General features: G+C 68.0%; 16 protein-coding genes. 3 read left to right on the top strand and 13 right to left on the bottom strand.

Features of this window, described 5'->3' with window-relative positions:
• Positions 1–16 precede the first annotated feature (16 nt).
• The 8 genes from ACS0OT_RS02055 to ACS0OT_RS02020 all read right to left on the bottom strand — a co-directional run bounded on the left by ACS0OT_RS02055 (position 17) and on the right by ACS0OT_RS02020 (position 6,221).
• Positions 17–694 carry a hypothetical protein gene (locus ACS0OT_RS02055; protein ID WP_005415096.1) on the bottom strand — a complete coding sequence of 226 codons (678 nt, stop codon included), beginning with the start codon at positions 692–694 and terminating at the stop codon, positions 17–19.
• 98 nt (positions 695–792) lie between these two features.
• Complete coding sequence (locus ACS0OT_RS02050; RefSeq protein WP_032953880.1) at positions 793–1,893, bottom strand: hypothetical protein; 1,101 nt, start codon at positions 1,891–1,893, stop codon at positions 793–795.
• Positions 1,884–3,080: a hypothetical protein gene (locus tag ACS0OT_RS02045; protein ID WP_065186678.1), complete on the bottom strand. Its 1,197-nt coding sequence runs from the start codon at positions 3,078–3,080 to the stop codon at positions 1,884–1,886. Before ACS0OT_RS02045 ends, ACS0OT_RS02050 begins: the two co-directional genes overlap by 10 nt.
• Positions 3,081–3,186: 106 nt before the next feature.
• A complete protein-coding gene (locus ACS0OT_RS02040; RefSeq protein ID WP_442256023.1) occupies positions 3,187–4,449 on the bottom strand; it encodes an RNA polymerase sigma factor in 1,263 nt (420 codons plus the stop codon).
• 45 nt (positions 4,450–4,494) lie between these two features.
• Entirely contained in the window at positions 4,495–4,851 is a 357-nt protein-coding gene (locus ACS0OT_RS02035) for a DUF1428 domain-containing protein (protein ID WP_032128771.1), read from the bottom strand.
• Between the two features lie 22 nt (positions 4,852–4,873).
• On the bottom strand, positions 4,874–5,284 hold the full coding sequence (locus ACS0OT_RS02030) for a VOC family protein (protein WP_005415091.1): 411 nt from the start codon (positions 5,282–5,284) through the stop codon (positions 4,874–4,876).
• A 33-nt stretch (positions 5,285–5,317) separates the two neighbouring features.
• On the bottom strand, positions 5,318–5,740 hold the full coding sequence (locus ACS0OT_RS02025; protein WP_139726669.1) for a VOC family protein: 423 nt from the start codon (positions 5,738–5,740) through the stop codon (positions 5,318–5,320).
• A 67-nt stretch (positions 5,741–5,807) separates the two neighbouring features.
• Positions 5,808–6,221 (bottom strand): YciI family protein, encoded by a 414-nt coding sequence (locus ACS0OT_RS02020; protein WP_032953878.1) that lies wholly within the window; start codon positions 6,219–6,221, stop codon positions 5,808–5,810.
• Between the two features lie 722 nt (positions 6,222–6,943).
• Here ACS0OT_RS02020 and ACS0OT_RS02015 point away from each other — a divergent pair.
• A complete protein-coding gene (locus tag ACS0OT_RS02015; protein ID WP_053499021.1) occupies positions 6,944–7,351 on the top strand; it encodes a YciI family protein in 408 nt (135 codons plus the stop codon).
• Here the strand turns inward: ACS0OT_RS02015 and ACS0OT_RS02010 are convergent.
• A complete protein-coding gene (locus tag ACS0OT_RS02010) occupies positions 7,329–9,410 on the bottom strand; it encodes a gluconolaconase (protein ID WP_442256022.1) in 2,082 nt (693 codons plus the stop codon). The two genes, ACS0OT_RS02015 and ACS0OT_RS02010, sit on opposite strands and share 23 nt — an antisense overlap.
• 167 nt (positions 9,411–9,577) lie before the next feature.
• On the opposite strand from ACS0OT_RS02010, the gene ACS0OT_RS02005 reads away from it, so the two are divergent.
• A complete protein-coding gene (locus tag ACS0OT_RS02005; protein WP_139726666.1) occupies positions 9,578–11,098 on the top strand; it encodes a hypothetical protein in 1,521 nt (506 codons plus the stop codon).
• Positions 11,099–11,105: 7 nt separating this feature from the next.
• On the opposite strand, the gene ACS0OT_RS02000 is transcribed toward ACS0OT_RS02005, so the two are convergent.
• A complete protein-coding gene (locus ACS0OT_RS02000) occupies positions 11,106–11,882 on the bottom strand; it encodes a lytic transglycosylase domain-containing protein (RefSeq protein ID WP_005415084.1) in 777 nt (258 codons plus the stop codon).
• Positions 11,883–12,093: 211 nt separating this feature from the next.
• Positions 12,094–13,467 carry a D-serine/D-alanine/glycine transporter gene (gene cycA, locus ACS0OT_RS01995; protein WP_329953259.1) on the bottom strand — a complete coding sequence of 458 codons (1,374 nt, stop codon included), beginning with the start codon at positions 13,465–13,467 and terminating at the stop codon, positions 12,094–12,096.
• 228 nt (positions 13,468–13,695) lie between these two features.
• Between cycA and ACS0OT_RS01990 the strand changes: the two genes are divergently transcribed.
• The gene (locus tag ACS0OT_RS01990) at positions 13,696–15,312 is read left to right on the top strand and encodes an EAL domain-containing protein (protein ID WP_065197343.1); all 1,617 of its coding nucleotides are present in this window, start codon (positions 13,696–13,698) and stop codon (positions 15,310–15,312) included.
• 67 nt (positions 15,313–15,379) lie between these two features.
• Here ACS0OT_RS01990 and ACS0OT_RS01985 read toward each other — a convergent pair whose 3' ends face one another.
• Positions 15,380–16,564: an MFS transporter gene (locus tag ACS0OT_RS01985; RefSeq protein ID WP_329953260.1), complete on the bottom strand. Its 1,185-nt coding sequence runs from the start codon at positions 16,562–16,564 to the stop codon at positions 15,380–15,382.
• Complete coding sequence (locus tag ACS0OT_RS01980; protein WP_065197341.1) at positions 16,561–17,739, bottom strand: serine hydrolase domain-containing protein; 1,179 nt, start codon at positions 17,737–17,739, stop codon at positions 16,561–16,563. The genes ACS0OT_RS01985 and ACS0OT_RS01980 overlap by 4 nt, the downstream gene beginning before the upstream one ends.
• Positions 17,740–17,913: the final 174 nt, after the last annotated feature.

Here is a 17,913-nt window from a genome sequence, read left to right as displayed (position 1 = left end):
GGGGTTGATCCTCGGATCAGATCGAGTCGAGCATCGAATCGGCGTTCGACGGCACCTTCACCTTGCTCTTCTTGGCGAAGGTCACGGCCGACTTGGTCGAGCCGTACAGGCCCTGGATGAAGCCCGGCGATTCCTTGGCCACCCATGCACCGGCAGCCAGTTTGCGGCCGACGGTGGCCATCTGGGTGGCGCCCAGGTTCTTCATGCCGGCGGTGAAGTTGCTGGCTTCGCCGCCCAGCTTCTGCGCTTCGGCAGCCGACGCCAGCAGCGAGACCAGGCCTTCGGCATAGTGCTGCTTGGATTCAGCGTTCAGCTCCGGCTGCGCGGCCTGGCGCTCGTCGATCGCGGCCTGGGCGGCTTCGCTGACCGACACCGACTTCTTCATCGCATCGACGCTGACCGAACCCGACGACAGCGCCTGGCGCTCGGCTTCCAGCAGCTGCACCTGCTCGGCCAGGCCGAAGGCACGGGCGAACGAGGTCTGGGCCTGCAGCGAGTGCGACTGCGAGCTGACGAAACGACGCACCAGTGCTTCCTGCGCGGCTTCATCCGGTGCGGCGGCGCTGGAGGCGCTGCTGCTGGAGGTACCGGTGGCGGCGCCGGCCAGGTCCTTCAGCTTGCCCAGGCCAGCGTGCGCCGGCATCGACAGGGTGGCGGCCGCGATGGCCAGGACAAGAGCGGTATTGCGGATCATGTGAGAGTCCTTTGGGAGAGACGGCCGCGGTGCGGCACGTGGGGAATCGGTAAGCCCCGGTGGATGCCGAGCGCGCTCGGCACCCACGGGGCGGCGGATCAGCGGACCGCCTTGACGTTCAGTTCGTTGATCATCTGCTGGGCGGCCTTTTCGGCAGCCAGCTGCAGTGCGTTGGTACGGGCCACGGTTTCATTCGGGCCGGTACCGGAGAACTGCACCGGGCCGACCGACGACACGGTGCGCGGGAAACGACCGGTCACATCCAGCACCTTGCCGGTGACGGTGACGAACACGCGGGTGTTGCCACTGGCCGGATCACGGTCGCGCATGCCGATGTCGAGGGTGCCGACGGCGATGTACGGAATGTTGGCCGCACGGATGCCGTTGGCGGTGTCACGCAGGGTGGCCGGGGCCAGGTCGTTGCCGGTGCTGAAGTCCTTGCGGATGCGCTCGATGCTGAGTAGGCCACGCGATTCGCCTTCCACGTATTCGGCTTCAACCACTTCGTAGCCCGCGGCGCTGAAGGCCCCGGTCATCGCGGTGTTGACCTCGGCGGCGTTGGCCACCTTCCAGGTGATGTTGTCGGCGCGCGCGGTGGTGCTGCCGCCGCTGGTGACCGACACCGAACCATTCTGGTTGATGCTGCCGTTGGTGCTGACCGAGTTGCCGCGGAAGCTGTCGCCCTCACGGGTGTTCTCGCTGTAGCTGCTGCTGGCGTCGACGCGGCGGTATTCCTTGTCCTGGAACGACTGCACGGTGTCCTGCGAGCGCGCCATGAACAGGAAGGTCAGCAGCGAGCGCTGCGCGGCGGTGGCACCGGCCACGGCCGAACCCGCATCCAGCTTGGTCTGCAGCAGGGTGGTGTTGATCTCGGCACGGACGGTGACGGTGTAGGTCTTGGCCTTCTTGTCTTCGGTGTCCGACAGCTGCACCGCGCTGAGCACGTAGCGGTCGATCTCGCCGATGAACTCGGCGCGGCGCGCTTCGAACAGGCGCAGCTTGGCCGCACCGGTTTCGGCGATGTACGCCTCCAGGGCATTGACCTTGGCCTTGTTCAGGGCCTGGGCACGGGTATCGGCACTCAGGCGCAGGCCGTAGCTGGCCGAGCCGGTGCCGCGCGAACTCGCGGTCTGCGCAGCGACCGGCGAGGCCACCACCAGCGCGATGAGGATGAGCAGGATGGTACGCATCAACGACATGACTTGATCAACTCCTGGAGGGCTTGGGTCTGCTGCTGCAACGGGCGGCCGCCCGGCTTCTGTTCGTCCAGCCAGGCGCGCGAATCGGCACGCTTGGCGGCGGCGCCGGCGAAGGCATCGAGCCCGGCCAGCAGGGTTTCGTAGCTGGCCGACCACTGGTCGACCTGCCACTGCGTGGCCGGAACCACCTTGGTGGCCCCCTTGCGCAGCGGCTGTTCGAAATAGACCTTCCCCGAGAACGGCTCGGTCACCTTGGCGGTGAAGAAGGCGCCGAACAGCATCGTCTTCATCGCCGGGGTTTCCTCGATCACGCCGTTCTTCAATGCATCGACCTGCAGGTTGATGACGTAGTCGGGTTCGGGAATCTTCAGCTGGTAGACCTTGCCGTCGGCAAAGCGGGCAGCCATCGCGCCACCGATCGCCTGGCCCGAGGCCGGCGGCAGCAGCCCGACGCCGGTGTTGGACGACAGCGTCTTGGACAGTTCATGGGCCAGCGTGGCGCGCAGCGGCGCTTCCCACTTCGGGTCGGGCAGCTTGGCGCGGACCGCGTCGGACAGGGTTACTCCACCGACCTGCAGACGGCGCACCGCCGCGTCGGGCAACCTGGCCTGGGCAAGGCTGGCCGCCAGCACCTGCGACAGGCTGGTATCGGCGCCGCCATACAGCAGATCGGCGACGATCGCGTCGATATCGTCGTTGTCCGGTCGGTAATCCTGCACGTCGATGCGCTGCAGCGTGAGCGGATAGGACGCGATCACCTGGCGCTCGCGGAAGTCGAAGAACAACGCCTGCAGCGCCACTTCCACCAGCACCTTGTACTGGTCACCGATCGGCTCGACCGAGACCAGTTCGCGGTCCAGCGCGGCGGCCAGCACGGTGGCGCTGGTGGTGCCGTCGAGCATCGCCACCGGCTGGTCGATCAGCTCCAGGTGGGCCGGTGCGCGGCGCTTGAGCGACTGCGCCAGCGTCTGGTTCAGCGGGATCAGGCCACGCCGTTCCAGCACCGCATGCGCATGTGGGGTGGTCGCCTGCACGGCGGCGGCGTCAGCGGTATAGGCAAAACCGGCCCAATAGGCCTGCTGCGATTTGTCCGCGGCCTGCACGGCCGTCGGCCATACGGCCAGGCACAGGGCACAGGCAAGCAGGCGCGCAAAAGCGCGCGATGCGCTCTTCGTCCTTGAATACATCCAACCGCTCCTCGGTCAATACGCACGGAATGCGGGCGCTGATGCGTCCGCTGGGCGCGAAACATAGCCGCTCAGGCGCGCGGCGACAAGTGCTGTCCTTGTCGGCTCAGTCCGTGGGGGGCAGGCCGGCCCGTTGCCGCAGCAGTCCGCGCTCGGCCTGGTTGTGGCTGAGCCGAGCCGCCTCGCCAAAAGCGTCACGCGCATCCTGCTCGCGCCCCAGTGCCTGCAACAGCTCGCCACGCACCACCTGCAGTGGCGCGTAGTCACGCAGGCGCGCGTCGACCAGCAAGGGCTGCAGTTGCGCCCACGCGGCGAAGGGACCGTCGCTGCGCAGGATCGCCACCACCCGGTTCAATGCCACCACTGGCGAAGGCTGCACCTGCAGAAGCTGTGTATAAAGCGCAGCAATGCGCGGCCAATCGGTATCCTCGGGGCGGCGCGCCGCTGCATGGCAGGCCGCAATGCGCGCCTGCAGCACGTAGGGATCGTCGCCACCACCCGCGGCCAGCGCACGCGCCAGCACCTGCTGCCCACGTTCGATCTGCAGCCAATCCCAGCGTGCGCGGTTCTGCTGGTCCAGCAGCACCGGCACGCCCTGCGCGTCCACCCGCGCCGCTGCGCGCGAGGCCTGCAGCTCCATCAGCGCCAGCAGGCCCAGTACCGGCGGCACCGGCAACCGATGGGCCAGGACGCGGGCCAGCCGCAGCGCTTCCTCGCACAGCGCCGGGCGCATCCAGTCGTCGCCGGCGCTGGCCGCATAGCCTTCGTTGAACACCAGGTAGATCGCCTCCAGCACCGAGGCCAGGCGCTCCGGCATCGCCTCCGCGCGCGGCACTTCATAGGGCACCTGCTTCTGCGTCAGGGTGCGCTTGGCGCGCACGATGCGCTGGGCGATGGTCGGTTCCGGCTGCAGGAACGCGCGCGCGATCTCCACGGTGGTCAGGCCACCGAGCAGGCGCAGGGTGAGCGCCACGCGCGCATCGGCCGGCAGCACGGGATGGCAGGCCACGAACATCAGCCGCAGCAGGTCATCGCCCAGGTCGTCCTCCAGCGCCTGGCTGTCATCGGGTGCCGGCAGCGCCGCCGGATGCAGTTCCTCGCCCCATTGCGCGTGCTGCTGAGCCACGCGTTGGTGCTGGCGCAGCACATCGATGGCACGGTTGCGCGCGGTGGTCATCAGCCAGGCTCCGGGGTTGTCCGGGATGCCCTGCTCCGGCCAACGCTCCAGCGCGGCCAGCCAGGTGTCCTGGGCCAGTTCCTCGGCACGGCCGACATCGCCACCGAACAGCCGCGCCAGGCGCGCGATCAGCACTGGCGACTCCATCCGCCAGAGGGTTTCCAGACGCTGCGTCAGTGCGGGCTCGAGCATGCGCCGATCACAGCACGCACGCCCGGCCCGCACAAGCGCCGCAGCTCACGCTTCAACAATCGGCTTGAAGCCGCCCCAGAACATGCGCTTCGTATCGAACGGCATGTCCTTCGGGCCCAGCGACGCCAGTCGCGGGTCGGCCATCACCTTTGCGTTGATGCGGTCGCGTGCCGCGCGCGAGCGGAACACCACGAAGGCGACGATCACCGTCTCGCCCGGTTTCGCCTTGACCGCGCGCGGGAACGAGGTGCTCTTGCCCGGCTCCACATCGTCGGCCACGCATTCCATGTACTGCAGCGCGCCATGGTCCTTCCACACCGCGCCGGCCTTGCGGGCAAGGCGGCGGTAGGCCGCCACCTTGTCCTGCGGGCACGGCAGCACGTAAGCGTCCACGTAAGCCATGCGGGTTCTCCTGCGGCGGCCGTCAGCCCGGCTCGCCGTCCATGTGTGCGATCTCCCAGAGATGGCCGTCCAGGTCCTGGAAGCCACGCTGGTACATGAAGCCGTAGTCGCGCGCCGGCTGCGGTTCGCTGGCGCCGGCGGCCAGGGCCTTGTCCACCAACTCGTCAACGGCCTTGCGACTGGGTGCCGAGAGTGCGTTGATCACTTCGGTGTGGGTGTGCGCGTCGGCAATCGGCTTGTTGGTGAACTGCTGGAAAAAGGGCTGGGTCAGCAGCATCACGTAGATGCTTTCGCTGATGACCATGCCGGCCGCGTCGTCGTTGGTGTAGGTCGGATTGAAGCTGTAGCCCAGCGCGGTGAAGAACGCCTTGGACTTCTCCAGGTCCTGCACGGGCAGGTTGACGAAGATCATCTGCGGTTGTGGTGCACTCATCGTTGAAGCTCCTTGTGGATGACAGAGGCGGGATCAGGACTGCTTCATGCAGTTGACCATCCACGGCTTGCCGTAACGGTCGATCAGCATGCCCCAGCGATGTGCCCAGAACGTTTCGCCGATCGGCATCTGCACCTGGCCACCTTCGGCCAGCGCGGCGAACACGCGTTCGGCTTCTTCGATGCTGTCGACATCGACATTGATGGTGGTCGAGCCGCCCTCGCCACCGCCGGGACCGTCGGCCGCCATCACGATGGCGCTGCCGATCTCCAGCTGGCTGTGCGCGACGTGGTCGAGGGTTTCCGGCGGCATTTCGTTGCAGCCCGGCGAGCCATCGGAGGGCGGCATGTCGCGGTACTTCATTTCCGAGGTGACCTGGCCACCGAGTGCCTTGGCATAGAACGCCATTGCCTCGTGGGCCTGGCCGCTGAAGCCGAGGAAGGGAATCAGTCTCATGGCAATACTCCGTTGTGCGGTTCAGGGTGGTAGTGCCGGGGCGTGCCCGGTTGGGAGAGGAATCGGGTCAGCCTTCCAGCTGTGCACGCAGACGCTGTTCCTGCTGCTGTAATTCGGGGGTGAAGGCTTCACCAAAGTCTTCTGCGGAAATCAGGGGACGCAGTTCCAGCGTGCCGCCCTCGCCGAACGGCGCACGGCTGGCCCATTCAACGGCCTCGTCCAGCGACCGCACCTCCCACAGCCAGAAGCCGGCGATCTGTTCGCTGGCAGGACCGAACGGACCGGCCTCGACCTTGGGTGCCCCGGCGCCGAAATGAATGCGACGGCCGCGCTGGGTGGCGTGCAGGCCTTCACCGGCCAGCATGATGCCGGCGGCCACCAGTTGTTCGTTGAAGGCGCCCATTTCGGACAGTTCCTGTTCGCTGGGCATGCGGCCGGCTTCGGAGTCGGCGTTGGCCTTCACGATCACCATCACTTTCATTTTGGTCTCCCGTGGGACGCGTGGTGCGTGCCCTTCACTGGGTACAACGAACCAGGGGGCTGGGAATCGACACGTCTGTTGGAAATTTTTTTCTTGCGAGGAAAGCGCGCCTTCGGCGAGGGTCGGCGAACGGCGGAGCCCCTCCGTGGTGGGGTGGGTTGGTCGCTGAAAGCTCGGTTCATGGGTTTGGCCGGGTGGGTAGGCGGGTCGGGGGACGCCGTAAACCCATCCATGGGGGCTTGGCCGCGGCATCCATGCCGCGGACACCCCCGCCCCGCCTACCCACCCGGCCCTGGACAGTTTCCTGCCTCCGGTACCCACCACGGGAAGATCAAGAGAAAAGGCAACAGCAACAGCAAAAGCAAAGGCGGTTGGCTGGCGGGCTCGGCTTTGCGAGCGAAGCGACCCGCTTTTGCTCTTGTTGTTGATTTCCCGTGGTGGATCGGCCGCCGGAATCTGTCTGGGGCCGGGCGGGTGGGGTTGGCGGGGTATCCGCGCCATGGATGGCGCGGCTAAGCCTCCAGGGACGGATTCACGGCGTCCCCGCCAATCCCACCCGCACGGCCCACCCTCAGGAAACCCGCTTTCAGCGACCAACCCCACCCCACCACGGAGGGGCTCCGCCGTTCGCCGATCCCCGCCGAAGGCGCGCTTCTGCGCTGCAACATGCCCGTGCGCAATCCTGCGCGATCATGGACCCCCGCCCCCGCCAGGACCATGCCATGCAGCAGTACCTGCTTCTGATCTACATCGAGCCTGCCCTGCTGCAGGCCCTGCCCACCGAAGAATTCAACGCGCTGATGCGCGACTGCCTGGCCCATGCCGACAAACTGCAGGCCGAAGGCACGCTGCTGGCCGCACAGAAGCTGCAGCCGGTCGATACCGCACAGACCCTGCGCGTGCGCGATGGACACAGCCGCGTGCTCGATGGCCCGTTTGCCGAAACCCGCGAGCTGCTGGCCGGCTTCAACCTGATCGTGGCGCGCGACCGCGACGACGCCATGCGCATCGCCCGCGACTTCCCGTGGGCACGCTTCGGCAGCATCGAAGTGCGGCCGCTGGAAGACATGGACGCCGAGCGCGAACGCTGCGGCGCCCCGGCTGCGGCTATGGCAGCAGCCGTACTCTGATCTCGCGCGGGCCGACGCCTTCGTTGCCGCTGTAGTCGCGCACGCTGGCACGCACGATGTACTCGCCCGGCGGCAACGCCGCCGGCTGCCAGCGTCCGGTTTCCATCAGGCCATCACGCACGGTGTTGGTGGCCAGGTAGCGGAACCGGGTCACCGCGCTGCCATGCACGGTGATGCCGCTGTCCGGTGCGTAGGCCACGCGCACCGCTTCCCGCTGCGGCGGCATGCGGTTGAACACGATGTTCCAGCGCGGCTGCTCGTAGCCCTGCAGCGGATGTCCCGTAGCATCGAGAATCTGGTAACCCACCTGGTACATGCCCAGCCGGCGTCGTGGCAGATTGTTGTCGACCTGGTCCCAGGCCTCCACCACGATCTGCACGCCACGCCCCCGCCGCGCAACCATCACCACGCCGTCGCTGCCGGCGGCCATCGGCTGGTCGTTGTCGTCCAGCAGGGCCACATCGGTGATGCGCGGTGCGAAGTGGTCGGCGTAGCCCTGGAAGCCCAGCGCTACCGCGTTGGTCTCGAAGCCACCGGTACCCACCGCCAGGTGCACGTGCGCCTGGTTGTTGATGCTGCCCAGGCGGTCTCCCACGTGGATGCGCATGCCACGGCGCACGCGCATCCGCTGCAGCTTGCCCTGCTCGTCATACAGCGCCTGCCAGCGCGCGTCGAACGGCACATCGCGCGGGGTGCGGCCGACACGCATGTGGATGTACTTGAGGCGGTCCACCGCCAGGCCCTCGGCCTGCTCGCCCAGGTTCCAGGCCGCCACCGGGCTGCTGATCTTGCCATCGGCAATCGCCAGCACGGTCTGGCCCACATCACCGCGCACGTCGAAGCCGCCATGCAGGTGGTGGCGGCTCTCACCGCTGAAGTTGCCGCGCACTTCACCCAGGGTGCCGACCACTTCGTGCCAGCCGTCCTGCGGTGCGAGCGGCCAACGGCCGCCCGTCTTCGGCAGCGCGGCATCGGCGGCCGGGCCGACCCGTGCCGGCGCCGGCAGTTCGCCCACCGACAGCGGACGCAGGCGATGCAGGCGGTAGCCTGCGGCGTCGGCCACCAGCACGCTGCCATCGGCCTCCATCGCCAATCCGCTGGGGCGGGCCAGGCGCGGCAGGCGACCGTTGCCGACCAGTGCGATCTGATGGCCCTGCGGCGTCACCTGCACGATGCGGCCATCCATATCCCCCACGTACAGCACGCCATCGTGGGTGGTGGTCAGCGACAGTGGCCCATTGATCACGCCACCGCCGGCAACCACGGTGCTGACCGTGCCATCGGTCCCCACCCGGCGCACGGCGTTGTTGAACAGATCGGCCACCAGCAATGCACCCTGCGCGTCGAAGGCCAGCGCCACCGGCGTATCGAAACGCGCAGCAGCGCCCGCGCCATCGGCAAAGCCCGGCCGATCACCACCGGCCAGGGTGCGCACACTGCCATCGGTACCGATCACCCGGATGCGGTCATTGAACGTGTCCGCCACGTAGACCTGGCCCTGCGCGTCCACCGCAACGCCCATCGGTGCATCGAAGCGGGCCTGCATGGCAGGGCCATCGGCGAAGCCCTGTTCACCACCGGCCAGCGTGGTCACCTGGCCATCGGTGCCGATGCGGCGGATCGCATGGTTGCCCGTGTCGGCCACGTACAGGTTGCCCTGCGCATCGCCGGCAATGCCCGAAGGCGTATTGAAGCTGGCCTGCAGCGCAGGGCCATCGACACGGCCCTCGCCCTGCCCGGCCACGGTTTCAACGCGGCCATCGGGCAGGCGGCGGCGGATCCGGTTGTTGTCACCGGCATCGGTGAAATAGACACTGCCATCGGTGCCGCGCAGCAGTGCATACGGGTCGGCGAAGCGCGCCTGCGCGGACGCACCGTCGCGGTCGCCGGGGTGACCATCGCCGGCCAGCGGCTCGATCTGCGCAGTCCAGGCCAGCGGCGTGGGCACCGGGCCGGCAGGGCCGGCCAGCGTTTTCAGCGGGGTATCCCACCAGGTTGCAGCCAAGCCCACCGCCGTTGCCAACGCCAGCCCTGCCGCCATCCATTGCCACCGTGCCATCGTGTTGCGCTGCCTCTGCCTGCTGCTTGAAGAGGCACCGACAATAGACGCTGCGCGTGCGATCCGCCACGGCCGATCATGCGGCTGAACGCCAGGATTCGCTTCGTCGTGCTTGTCCTCGCTGGCCGTAGCAGGTTCAATGCGGTTCCCACGGATGGAGATTCTCCATGCCCCGCGTTCTCCCCCTCACCGCCCTGCTGCTGGCCGCATTGGCCAGCGCGCCCGCCTTCGCTTCGATCACGGTGGCCCCGCAGAAGCCTTCGGCCACCGCCGATGCAGTACACGCGGCGTACGCCACGCGTTGGGATGAGGCCATCCAGCAGGCACGCGACGGCAACACGCTGGGTGCGCTGATCAGCATGGAGCGGCTGATGGAAGATCCGTTGCTGGACGACTTCGATGCCGAGCATCGCGGCCGCGCCTCGCAGGTCGCCGGCTGGACCGCGCTGATGCAGAAGAAGCCGGACCAGGCCCGCCGCTACCTGCAGCGGGCGCAGGAGGCCCTGCCGGAGGATGCACAGATCCTGCTCACCCAGGTGTCGGTGGAACTGTCGGACAACCAGCCGGCCGCAGCCACCACTTTCCTGGTGAAGGCACTGCAGCACGCCGACGCACCGCTGTCGATCGATCACCACGCCATCAACTACCTGCAGTACCGCCTGCGTGAGCAGCCGCAGAAGCGCATGGACCTGCTGCAGGCGCTGTTTGACAACGGCTGGAAGAGTGGCGGCCTGGAACCCACCGGGCTGTGGCTGGCGCTGGCCACGCTGCAGGCCGACAACGGCCGTGGCGACAGCATTCCGGCCACGCTGGCGCGGATCGACAGCCCGGCCGAGATCATCCGCCTGCGCAGCGACAAGCGCTTTGATCGCTATGTCGATCGCGGTGACGCGCGTTTCGATCCGGTGCAGGCGGCACAGCGCCACCTCGATGAACTGCGTGTTTCCGGCCTGCTCGACCGCGCACTGGACGCGCGCATGGCCGAGTTCAGCACCACCTTGCTGATGCTGGACCGCAACGAGGAAGTGCTGTCGTTGACCGAGGGCATGGCCGGTGCCGCCAGCAACGGCGAATCGCCTGCCGCTGCGGAGGCGGAATGGGTGGCCTGGCTGCTCAACAGCCGGCTCACCGCACTGCGCCGGCTGGGCCGCACCGATGAGGCACTGGCCACGGCGAAACAGGCCGCCCGCATCGGCGCGCTCGGCCCGGATGGTGTCGAGCACCAGATGAATGTCGGCTTCGTGTTCAGTTCGCTGGGGCGCATGCAGGACGCTGCGCAGGCAGTGAATGACATGCCGGGCCTCGCCGGTTACGGCAAGGCCGCACAGGCGCTGCTGCAGTTCGCCGCCGCCCGCGAGCGCGGCGATGCCAAGGCGCGCGATGCAGCACGCGCGGTGATCCTGGCCCAGCGCGACGATGCCCGCCTGTTCCATCGCGAAATGCTGCTGGAGGAAGGCGACCTGGACGGTGCCGCCGCCGTGCTGATCGAACAGCTGCGCTCGCCGGTTGAACGCGGTGAAACCCTGGCCAGCCTGCAGGACATGCGCACCTATCCGTCATTGCCGGGCGATGTGCGCATCGATGCCGCGTGGCGTGCACTCAAGCAGCGTGCCGACGTGCAGGCGGAGGTGGCACGCGTCGGCCGCATCGAGCGCTACGACTTGGTCAGCACTTCCACCTCGCGCTGAGTCCCTGCTAGCGGGCTGGTACTTCGGTGCGGATGCCCATCGCTTCGCGGTAGCGCGCGTACAGCGCCATCACCTTGTCCACATAGGCCAGGGTTTCGGCGTAGGGCGGCACGCCCTTGTAGCGGGTGACCGCACCGATGCCCGCGTTGTAGGCAGCCGCCGCCAACGGGCGATCGCCGTTGTAACGGCGCAGCAGCGCGCGCATGTAGCGTGCGCCGCCCTCGATCGACTGCTGTGGCGAGAACGGATCGCGCACGCCATATTCCTGTGCGGTCTCCGGCATCAACTGCATCACGCCCTGTGCGCCCTTGGTCGAGACCGCCAGCGGATCGAAATTGCTTTCGGCATGGGCGATCGCGCGCAGCCAGGCATCATCGACGCCGGTGGCTTTGGCCGCGGCCTTGAACTGCCTGGCGTGCTGCGCGAGCTGCGGCTTGCCGACCTTGCCCAGGCCCTCGTGCGCCGGCTCGCCCGGCGGCGTGGCCACGGTGAACTTCAGGAATACCCGCGAGCCGGGCAGGTTGCGGGTGGAATAGACCAGCACGCCGTCCTGCTCGCGCTCGTACAGCACACCACTGAACACGCCCATGTTGCCCCACAGGTTCGGGGCCTGGATGGCGTTGTCGTCGATCTCCTTCGGCGTGCACCGCGATCCCGGCTCCGGTGCGGTAGCCAGGCTGACGGTGTTGCCCTGCACGCAGCGATAGACCGTGCGCGCGGCAGCCATCCCGGGCCACAGGATGGGCAGCAGCACCAGTGCAAGCAGGAGAGGTCGATGGGACATGGCGGCCGGATGATCCGGCGGCGCCCGCGAATGTTGGGTGAATGGGGGCCGGCAGGGCTACGCCCTGCACCCGCGGTAGTGCCGGCCGCTGGCCGGCAACCTCAACGGCAACGGCAGCGGCCGATTTCCTGCGGCTGACAGTAGATCCACGCCATGCGTGGATGAAACTCTCTGGAGACGATGGATCAATCGATGGAACGGAGACGTTGGATCACTTCGCGGCCCTCCGGCGCACCCAATACCCCGCGCCCAGCAGCACGAACCACACCGGGCTGGCGATCAGCGCCTGGCGGGTGTCGCCCTGCAGGCTCAGCAGCAGCAGCACGGCGGCGAAGAACACCAGGCAGGCCCAGCACATGGCAACGCCGCCGGGCATCTTGAAGATCGAGGCAGCGTGGCGCTCCGGGTAGCGGCGGCGATAGGCCATGTAGGCCACCAGGATCAGCGACCAGACGAAGATGAACAGCACCGTGGCCAGCGTCGTCACCAGGGTGAAGGCGGTCACCAGGTTCGGAATCAGGTAGATCAGCAGCGTGCCGCCCAGCAGGCACAGGCACGAGAACAGCAGGCCTCGGGCGGGCACGGCAGCGCGTGACAACTTCGACAGCCCGCGCGGGGCGTGCCCCTCTTCGGCCAGGCCGTACAGCATGCGGCTGGTGGAGAAGATGCCACTGTTGGCCGAGGACGTGGCCGAGGTCAGCACCACGAAATTGATCAGGCTGGCGGCGGCGGGAATGCCGGCCAGCACGAACAGCTGCACGAACGGGCTCTTGTCCGGCACCACCTGGCGCCACGGGGTGACCGCCATGATCGCGATCAGCGCCAGCACATAGAAGATGATGATGCGCACCGGGATCGAGTTGATTGCCTTGGGCAGGTTGCGCTCGGGATCGGCGGTTTCGGCGGCGGTGGTGCCGACCAGCTCGATGCCGACGAAGGCGAACACCGCAATCTGGAACCCGGCGAAGAAGCCGACCAGGCCCATCGGGAACATGCCGCCGTCATTCCACAGGTTCGACAGCGACGCGGTGTGGCCGCTGGGTGAAGTGAAACCCCACGCCACCAGCCCGGCGCCGGTGATGATCAGCGCACAGATCGCCACGATCTTGATCAGCGCGAACCAGAATTCCATTTCACCGAACAGCTTCACCGTCACCAGGTTCAACGCCAGCAGCAGCATCACGCAGGCCAGCGCCGGTTTCCAGGCCTCAAGCCCGGGGAACCAGAACTGTGCGTAGGCGGCAATCGCGATCACGTCGGCAATCGCGGTGACGATCCAGCAGAACCAGTAGGTCCATCCACAGAAGAACCCGGCCCACGGGCCGAGCAGGTCGGTGGAGAAGTCGATGAAGGATTTGTACTGAAGGTTGGACAGCAGCAGCTCGCCCATCGCACGCATCACGAAGAACAGCATCGCGCCGATGATCAGGTAGACGAAGACGATGGACGGGCCGGCCAGGCTGATGGTCTTGCCCGAGCCCATGAACAGGCCGGTGCCGATGGCACCGCCGATGGCGATCAGTTGCAGGTGGCGGTTGGACAGGCTGCGGCGCAGGTGCTCGGGGGGCGTGGCGGGCTCGGTCATGGGCGCGGGAAGGGGCGGGCGAAGCGTTCGACGGTAGTCCTCCGCGGCGCCGAGCGCCAGCGCCAGACGGCCCCATTGCGTCAAAGCAGGCCGCTTTCACCACAATGTGACCGAATACCGTATTGATCCCATTCCGCCCGGCCCGGTGCCATGCTCAGATAGCCGCACCTGCCCAAGGACCGGCCCGACCATGCGCCCTGCCCCGCCCGCCCTGCTGGAGCCCCGGCCATGAGCCGCCTGCGCGTCATCATCGGCGGTACCGCACTGGCCCTGCTGGCCGCTGCGGTGCCGATCGCGGTCATGGCCTACGCCACCTGGGACCGCGCGGTCAGCGTCGAACAGCAGCGCCTGCGCGACATCGCCGATCGCACCCTGCGCCGCTCCGACCTGTCCTACCAGGAGGCGCTGGCGGCGCTGAAATCCGCCGAAGCCGGTGCCTACGTGTCCTGCAGCCCCGAGCACATCCGGCGCATGCAGACCCTGGTAATGACCACCCCATCGATTGACCAGATGGGCTACTTCGAAGGAGGCAAGCTGCGCTGCACCTCCTGGGGGCCGTTCCTGTCGGATGTGGATCAGCCCACGCCGGACCACGTCACCAGCGACGGCGCCGGCATTGCGGTGGATGTGCGCCCGGAAATCAGCGGGCGCCGCCAGGTGCTGGCGATCCTGTATGGGTCCTACGACGCTCTGGTGGACCCACGCCGCTTCGTCGATGTCATCGCCGACCCGAATGTGCGGCTGGCACTGGCCAGCCCCGATGGCCGCCTGCTGGCCAAACAACCCGGCCTGGATCCGGACCTGCTGCAGGCACTGCTGCGCGACCCGGGCGAAGGCCTGGACCACACCACGCTGTTCGCTACCGCGCGCAACGAGGAATGGCTGGCCGTCGCCACTACACCGCGCACCGCGCTTGCCGCCGCCTTCCGCCAACAGGCCTGGCTGTACGTGCCGGCGGGCCTGCTGCTGGCCGCCGCCGGGGCCGGCCTGGTGATCTGGCTGTCGCGGCGCCGCCTTTCCCTGCGCGGCGAACTGGCCACCGCCATCCGTCGCCGCGAGCTGTACCTGCATTACCAGCCGATCATCGAACTGGACACCGGCATCTGCGTCGGCGCCGAGGCGCTGGTGCGCTGGCAACGCCCGGATGGCACCCAGGTGCGCCCTGACCTGTTCATTCCACTGGCCGAAGAGGCCGGCATGATCGCCGACGTCACCGACCTGGTGATCGAGAACGTGGTGCGCGACATGCGCGAGCTGCTGGTCGCCGACCGCAGCGCGCACATCGCGATCAACCTCGCCGCCGAAGACATCAGCAGCGGTCGCGCCCTGAAGATGATCTCCCGGCACATGGCCGGCAGCGGCATCCTGCCGCAGCAGATCTGGATGGAGGCCACCGAACGTGGCTTCCTCGATCTGGACCGCGCGCGCACCATGCTCGCCGCCGCCCGCCGCGCCGGCCACAGCGTGGCCATCGATGATTTCGGGGTTGGCTTCTCCAGCCTGCAATACCTGCAGCAGCTGCCACTGGATGCGCTGAAGATCGACAAATCATTCATCGATGCGATCGGTACCGAAAGCGCCACCAGCCCGGTCACGCCGCACATCATCGACATGGCCAAGGAGCTGGGCCTGTGGGTGGTGGCCGAGGGCGTGGAAACCGAAGCGCAGCTGGCCTACCTGCACAGCCGGCATGTGGAATTCGGACAGGGCTGGCTGTTCTCGCGGCCGTTGCCGCGCGATGAGTTCGTCGCCTTCCATCAGAAGCGGCAACAGCAGTACGGCGCTGCACGCGAACACATGCAGAACCCGCGCAGCGTGCCGATCGAGCAGGTGCCGCTGGATTAGCAAGGCAAAAGCAAGGCCCACGGTAGTGCCGGCCGCTCGCCGGCACCGCGTCATCACTGATCAACAGCTACGCCCACGCCTTCGGCCGTGCCAGCAACCACGTGGCGGTCACCGCCAGCAACAGCAACGGCAGCCATCCCAGCTGGCGTGGGCCGCTGGCCTGCAGCAGCACCCCGCCTGCCACGCCGCCGGCCGCAATGGCCAGGTTCCAGCCGGTCACCAGCATCGATTGCGCCAGGTCCGCAGCGGCCCCGGCGCGCCGTGCCAAGGCGGTCTGGAACAGGGTCGGCACGGCGCCGAACGCCACGCCCCACAGGATCGTCGCCAGCAGCAGCGCGCTCGCCACGCCTGGCCACACCAGCAAGGCCAGCACCGGAACGATGAAACCGATCACCGCCGCCCACACCAGCGCATGCAGGTAGCGATCCACGCCCCAGCCGGCCATCGCGATGCCAGCAATCGCCGCCATGCCGAAAGCAAGCAGCAGCCGGTCCAGCCACGCACCGGCACCCGCGTCGACGGCCAGCGGCTCGATGTAGGTGTACAGCACGTTGTGCGCCAGCACGTACAGCGCCATCACCAGCAGCGCACTGCGTACACCGGGCAGGCGCCACACGGTCGCCAGCGAAGTGCGTTGCCCGGCCCCAGCGGCCGGCAACGCAGGCAACGCCCAGCGCGCGTAGGCCAGCAGCAGCAGACCCAGCACGCTCATCAACGCGAACGCCCAGCGCCAGCCGATCTGCTGGCCAAGCAGCGTTCCGGCCGGCACCCCCAGCGACAGCGCCAGCGGCGAACCGACCATCGCTACTGCGATGGCCCGTCCCTGCAGCGACAGCACCACCATGCGTGCGGCGTAGCCAGCCACCAGCGACCACAGCAATCCACCGCTCACACCGGCCAGGAAGCGCGCAGCCAGGATCAGCGCGTAACTGCTGCTCAGCGCGGTCAGCGTATTGACCACCACGAAGCCGGCGATGGCCACCAGCAGCAGCGGACGCCGTGGCAGGCCCTGGGTCAGCGCGGTCATCGGCAGTGCTGCCATCACCGAACCCAGCGCATACACGCTCACCAGCTGGCCGACCGCCGCATCACTCACGCCCAGGCTTTCGCCCATCGGCCGCAGCACACCCGCCGGCAGGGTCTCGGTCAACAGGGTGATGAAGCCACCACCGGCCAAGGCAAGCAGGCCCGCCCACGGCAGGCGCGTGGCCTCGCCGGCCGGACTGGCGGCATCGATGGCATGGCCGCTCATCGCGTTGCCCCCAGGTCGGCATAAACCGCATCGCGCAGGTCATCGACGAAAACGCCATCCATCCCTTCGTACAGGGTGTTGGTCAGCGCCACCACGCTCAGCCCACGCGACGGGTCGACGAACCAGCTGTGCCCGTAGGCACCGCCCCAGCGCCAGCTGCCTTCGCGCTGTGGTGTGCCGCTGGCGGCGGCATCGCGCAGTACCGCAAAGCCCAGCCCGAAGCCCCAGCCGGCCGGTTCCGGCGGCCCCTGCTCGCCCACCTGCGGGCTGGCCATCTGCGCCGCCAGCGCGGGCGGCAACAGGCCAGAGCGTTGCACGTCGCGCAAAGCCTCCAGCACCGCCATCACCTCATCGGCGGTACCGACCAGGCCGGCGCCGGCCGAAGCGAACCGACTGGCGTCGGTGGCACGCGCGGGACTGAACTCGATGCCCAGCGTTCCCTCGAAAGGTGCGACCACCTCGCCTTCCTGCAGGCGATGCGGTTGCGGCGTGTCGCTCACATACGGCGTGGCCAGCCGCTCTGCATCGCGCGTAACGAACGCGGTGTCGCGCAGGCGCAACGGGGCAGCCAGCAGACGCTGGAACAGCGCCTGCAGCGTTTCACCGGTCGCGGCTTCGGCCACCGCACCGGCCACGTCCACGCCCAACGAGTAAAACCACTGGCTGCCCGGTGCGAACAGCAGTGGCACCTGCGCGATGCGGCGCACGTTCTCGGCCAGGGTCAACGGGTTGGCGTCCATGCCATCGCTGACGCCAGCGCGCGCGTAAGGTCCCTCCGCATCCGCCTCCAGGAAGCGATAGCCCAGTCCGCTGCTGTGGCTGAGCAGCTGGCGCAGGCTGATCGGCGGCGTGCTGCCATCGGCCAGCGCCGGGCGGAAGTCCGGCAGCCAGCGCTGCACCGGCGCGTCGAGGTCGAGCACGCCTTCAGCCACCAGGCGCAGGATCACCGTGGCCAGCAACGGCTTGCTGACCGATGCCAGCCGGAACAGCTGATCGCGCTGCATCGGCCTGGCCGACTCGCGGTCGGCCAGCCCGCTCGCGCTGGCATGGCGCAGCACGCCGTGCTCGCGCACCAGCACCACCGCACCAACCAGGCGCAACGGATGGACCTGCTGCAGCAGCCGCTGCACCGAAGGCAGCGTCGGTGCAGGTTCAAGGGAAAGAGCGGCATTCATCGCGGTGATCCGTGGGGAGAGGCCCGCCACGTTAGGCAGCGCGCGGCGCTGCAAAAAGCCGGTTGCCGCTCCGGGCATCATGGACCGTGCAGTCCGCAATCGGCATCATGCCCGGAACTGCAACGCCGCAAGGGCTGCCCGAGGCCCCGCACCACAGTGTTGCGATGGCCGCGC

This window comes from Stenotrophomonas maltophilia group sp. RY12688, assembly GCF_052149045.1.
Taxonomy (GTDB): Bacteria; Pseudomonadota; Gammaproteobacteria; order Xanthomonadales; family Xanthomonadaceae; genus Stenotrophomonas; species Stenotrophomonas sepilia.
The sequence above is the reverse complement of the archived record's forward strand: the minus strand, read 5'-3'. Positions and strand labels throughout refer to the sequence as shown.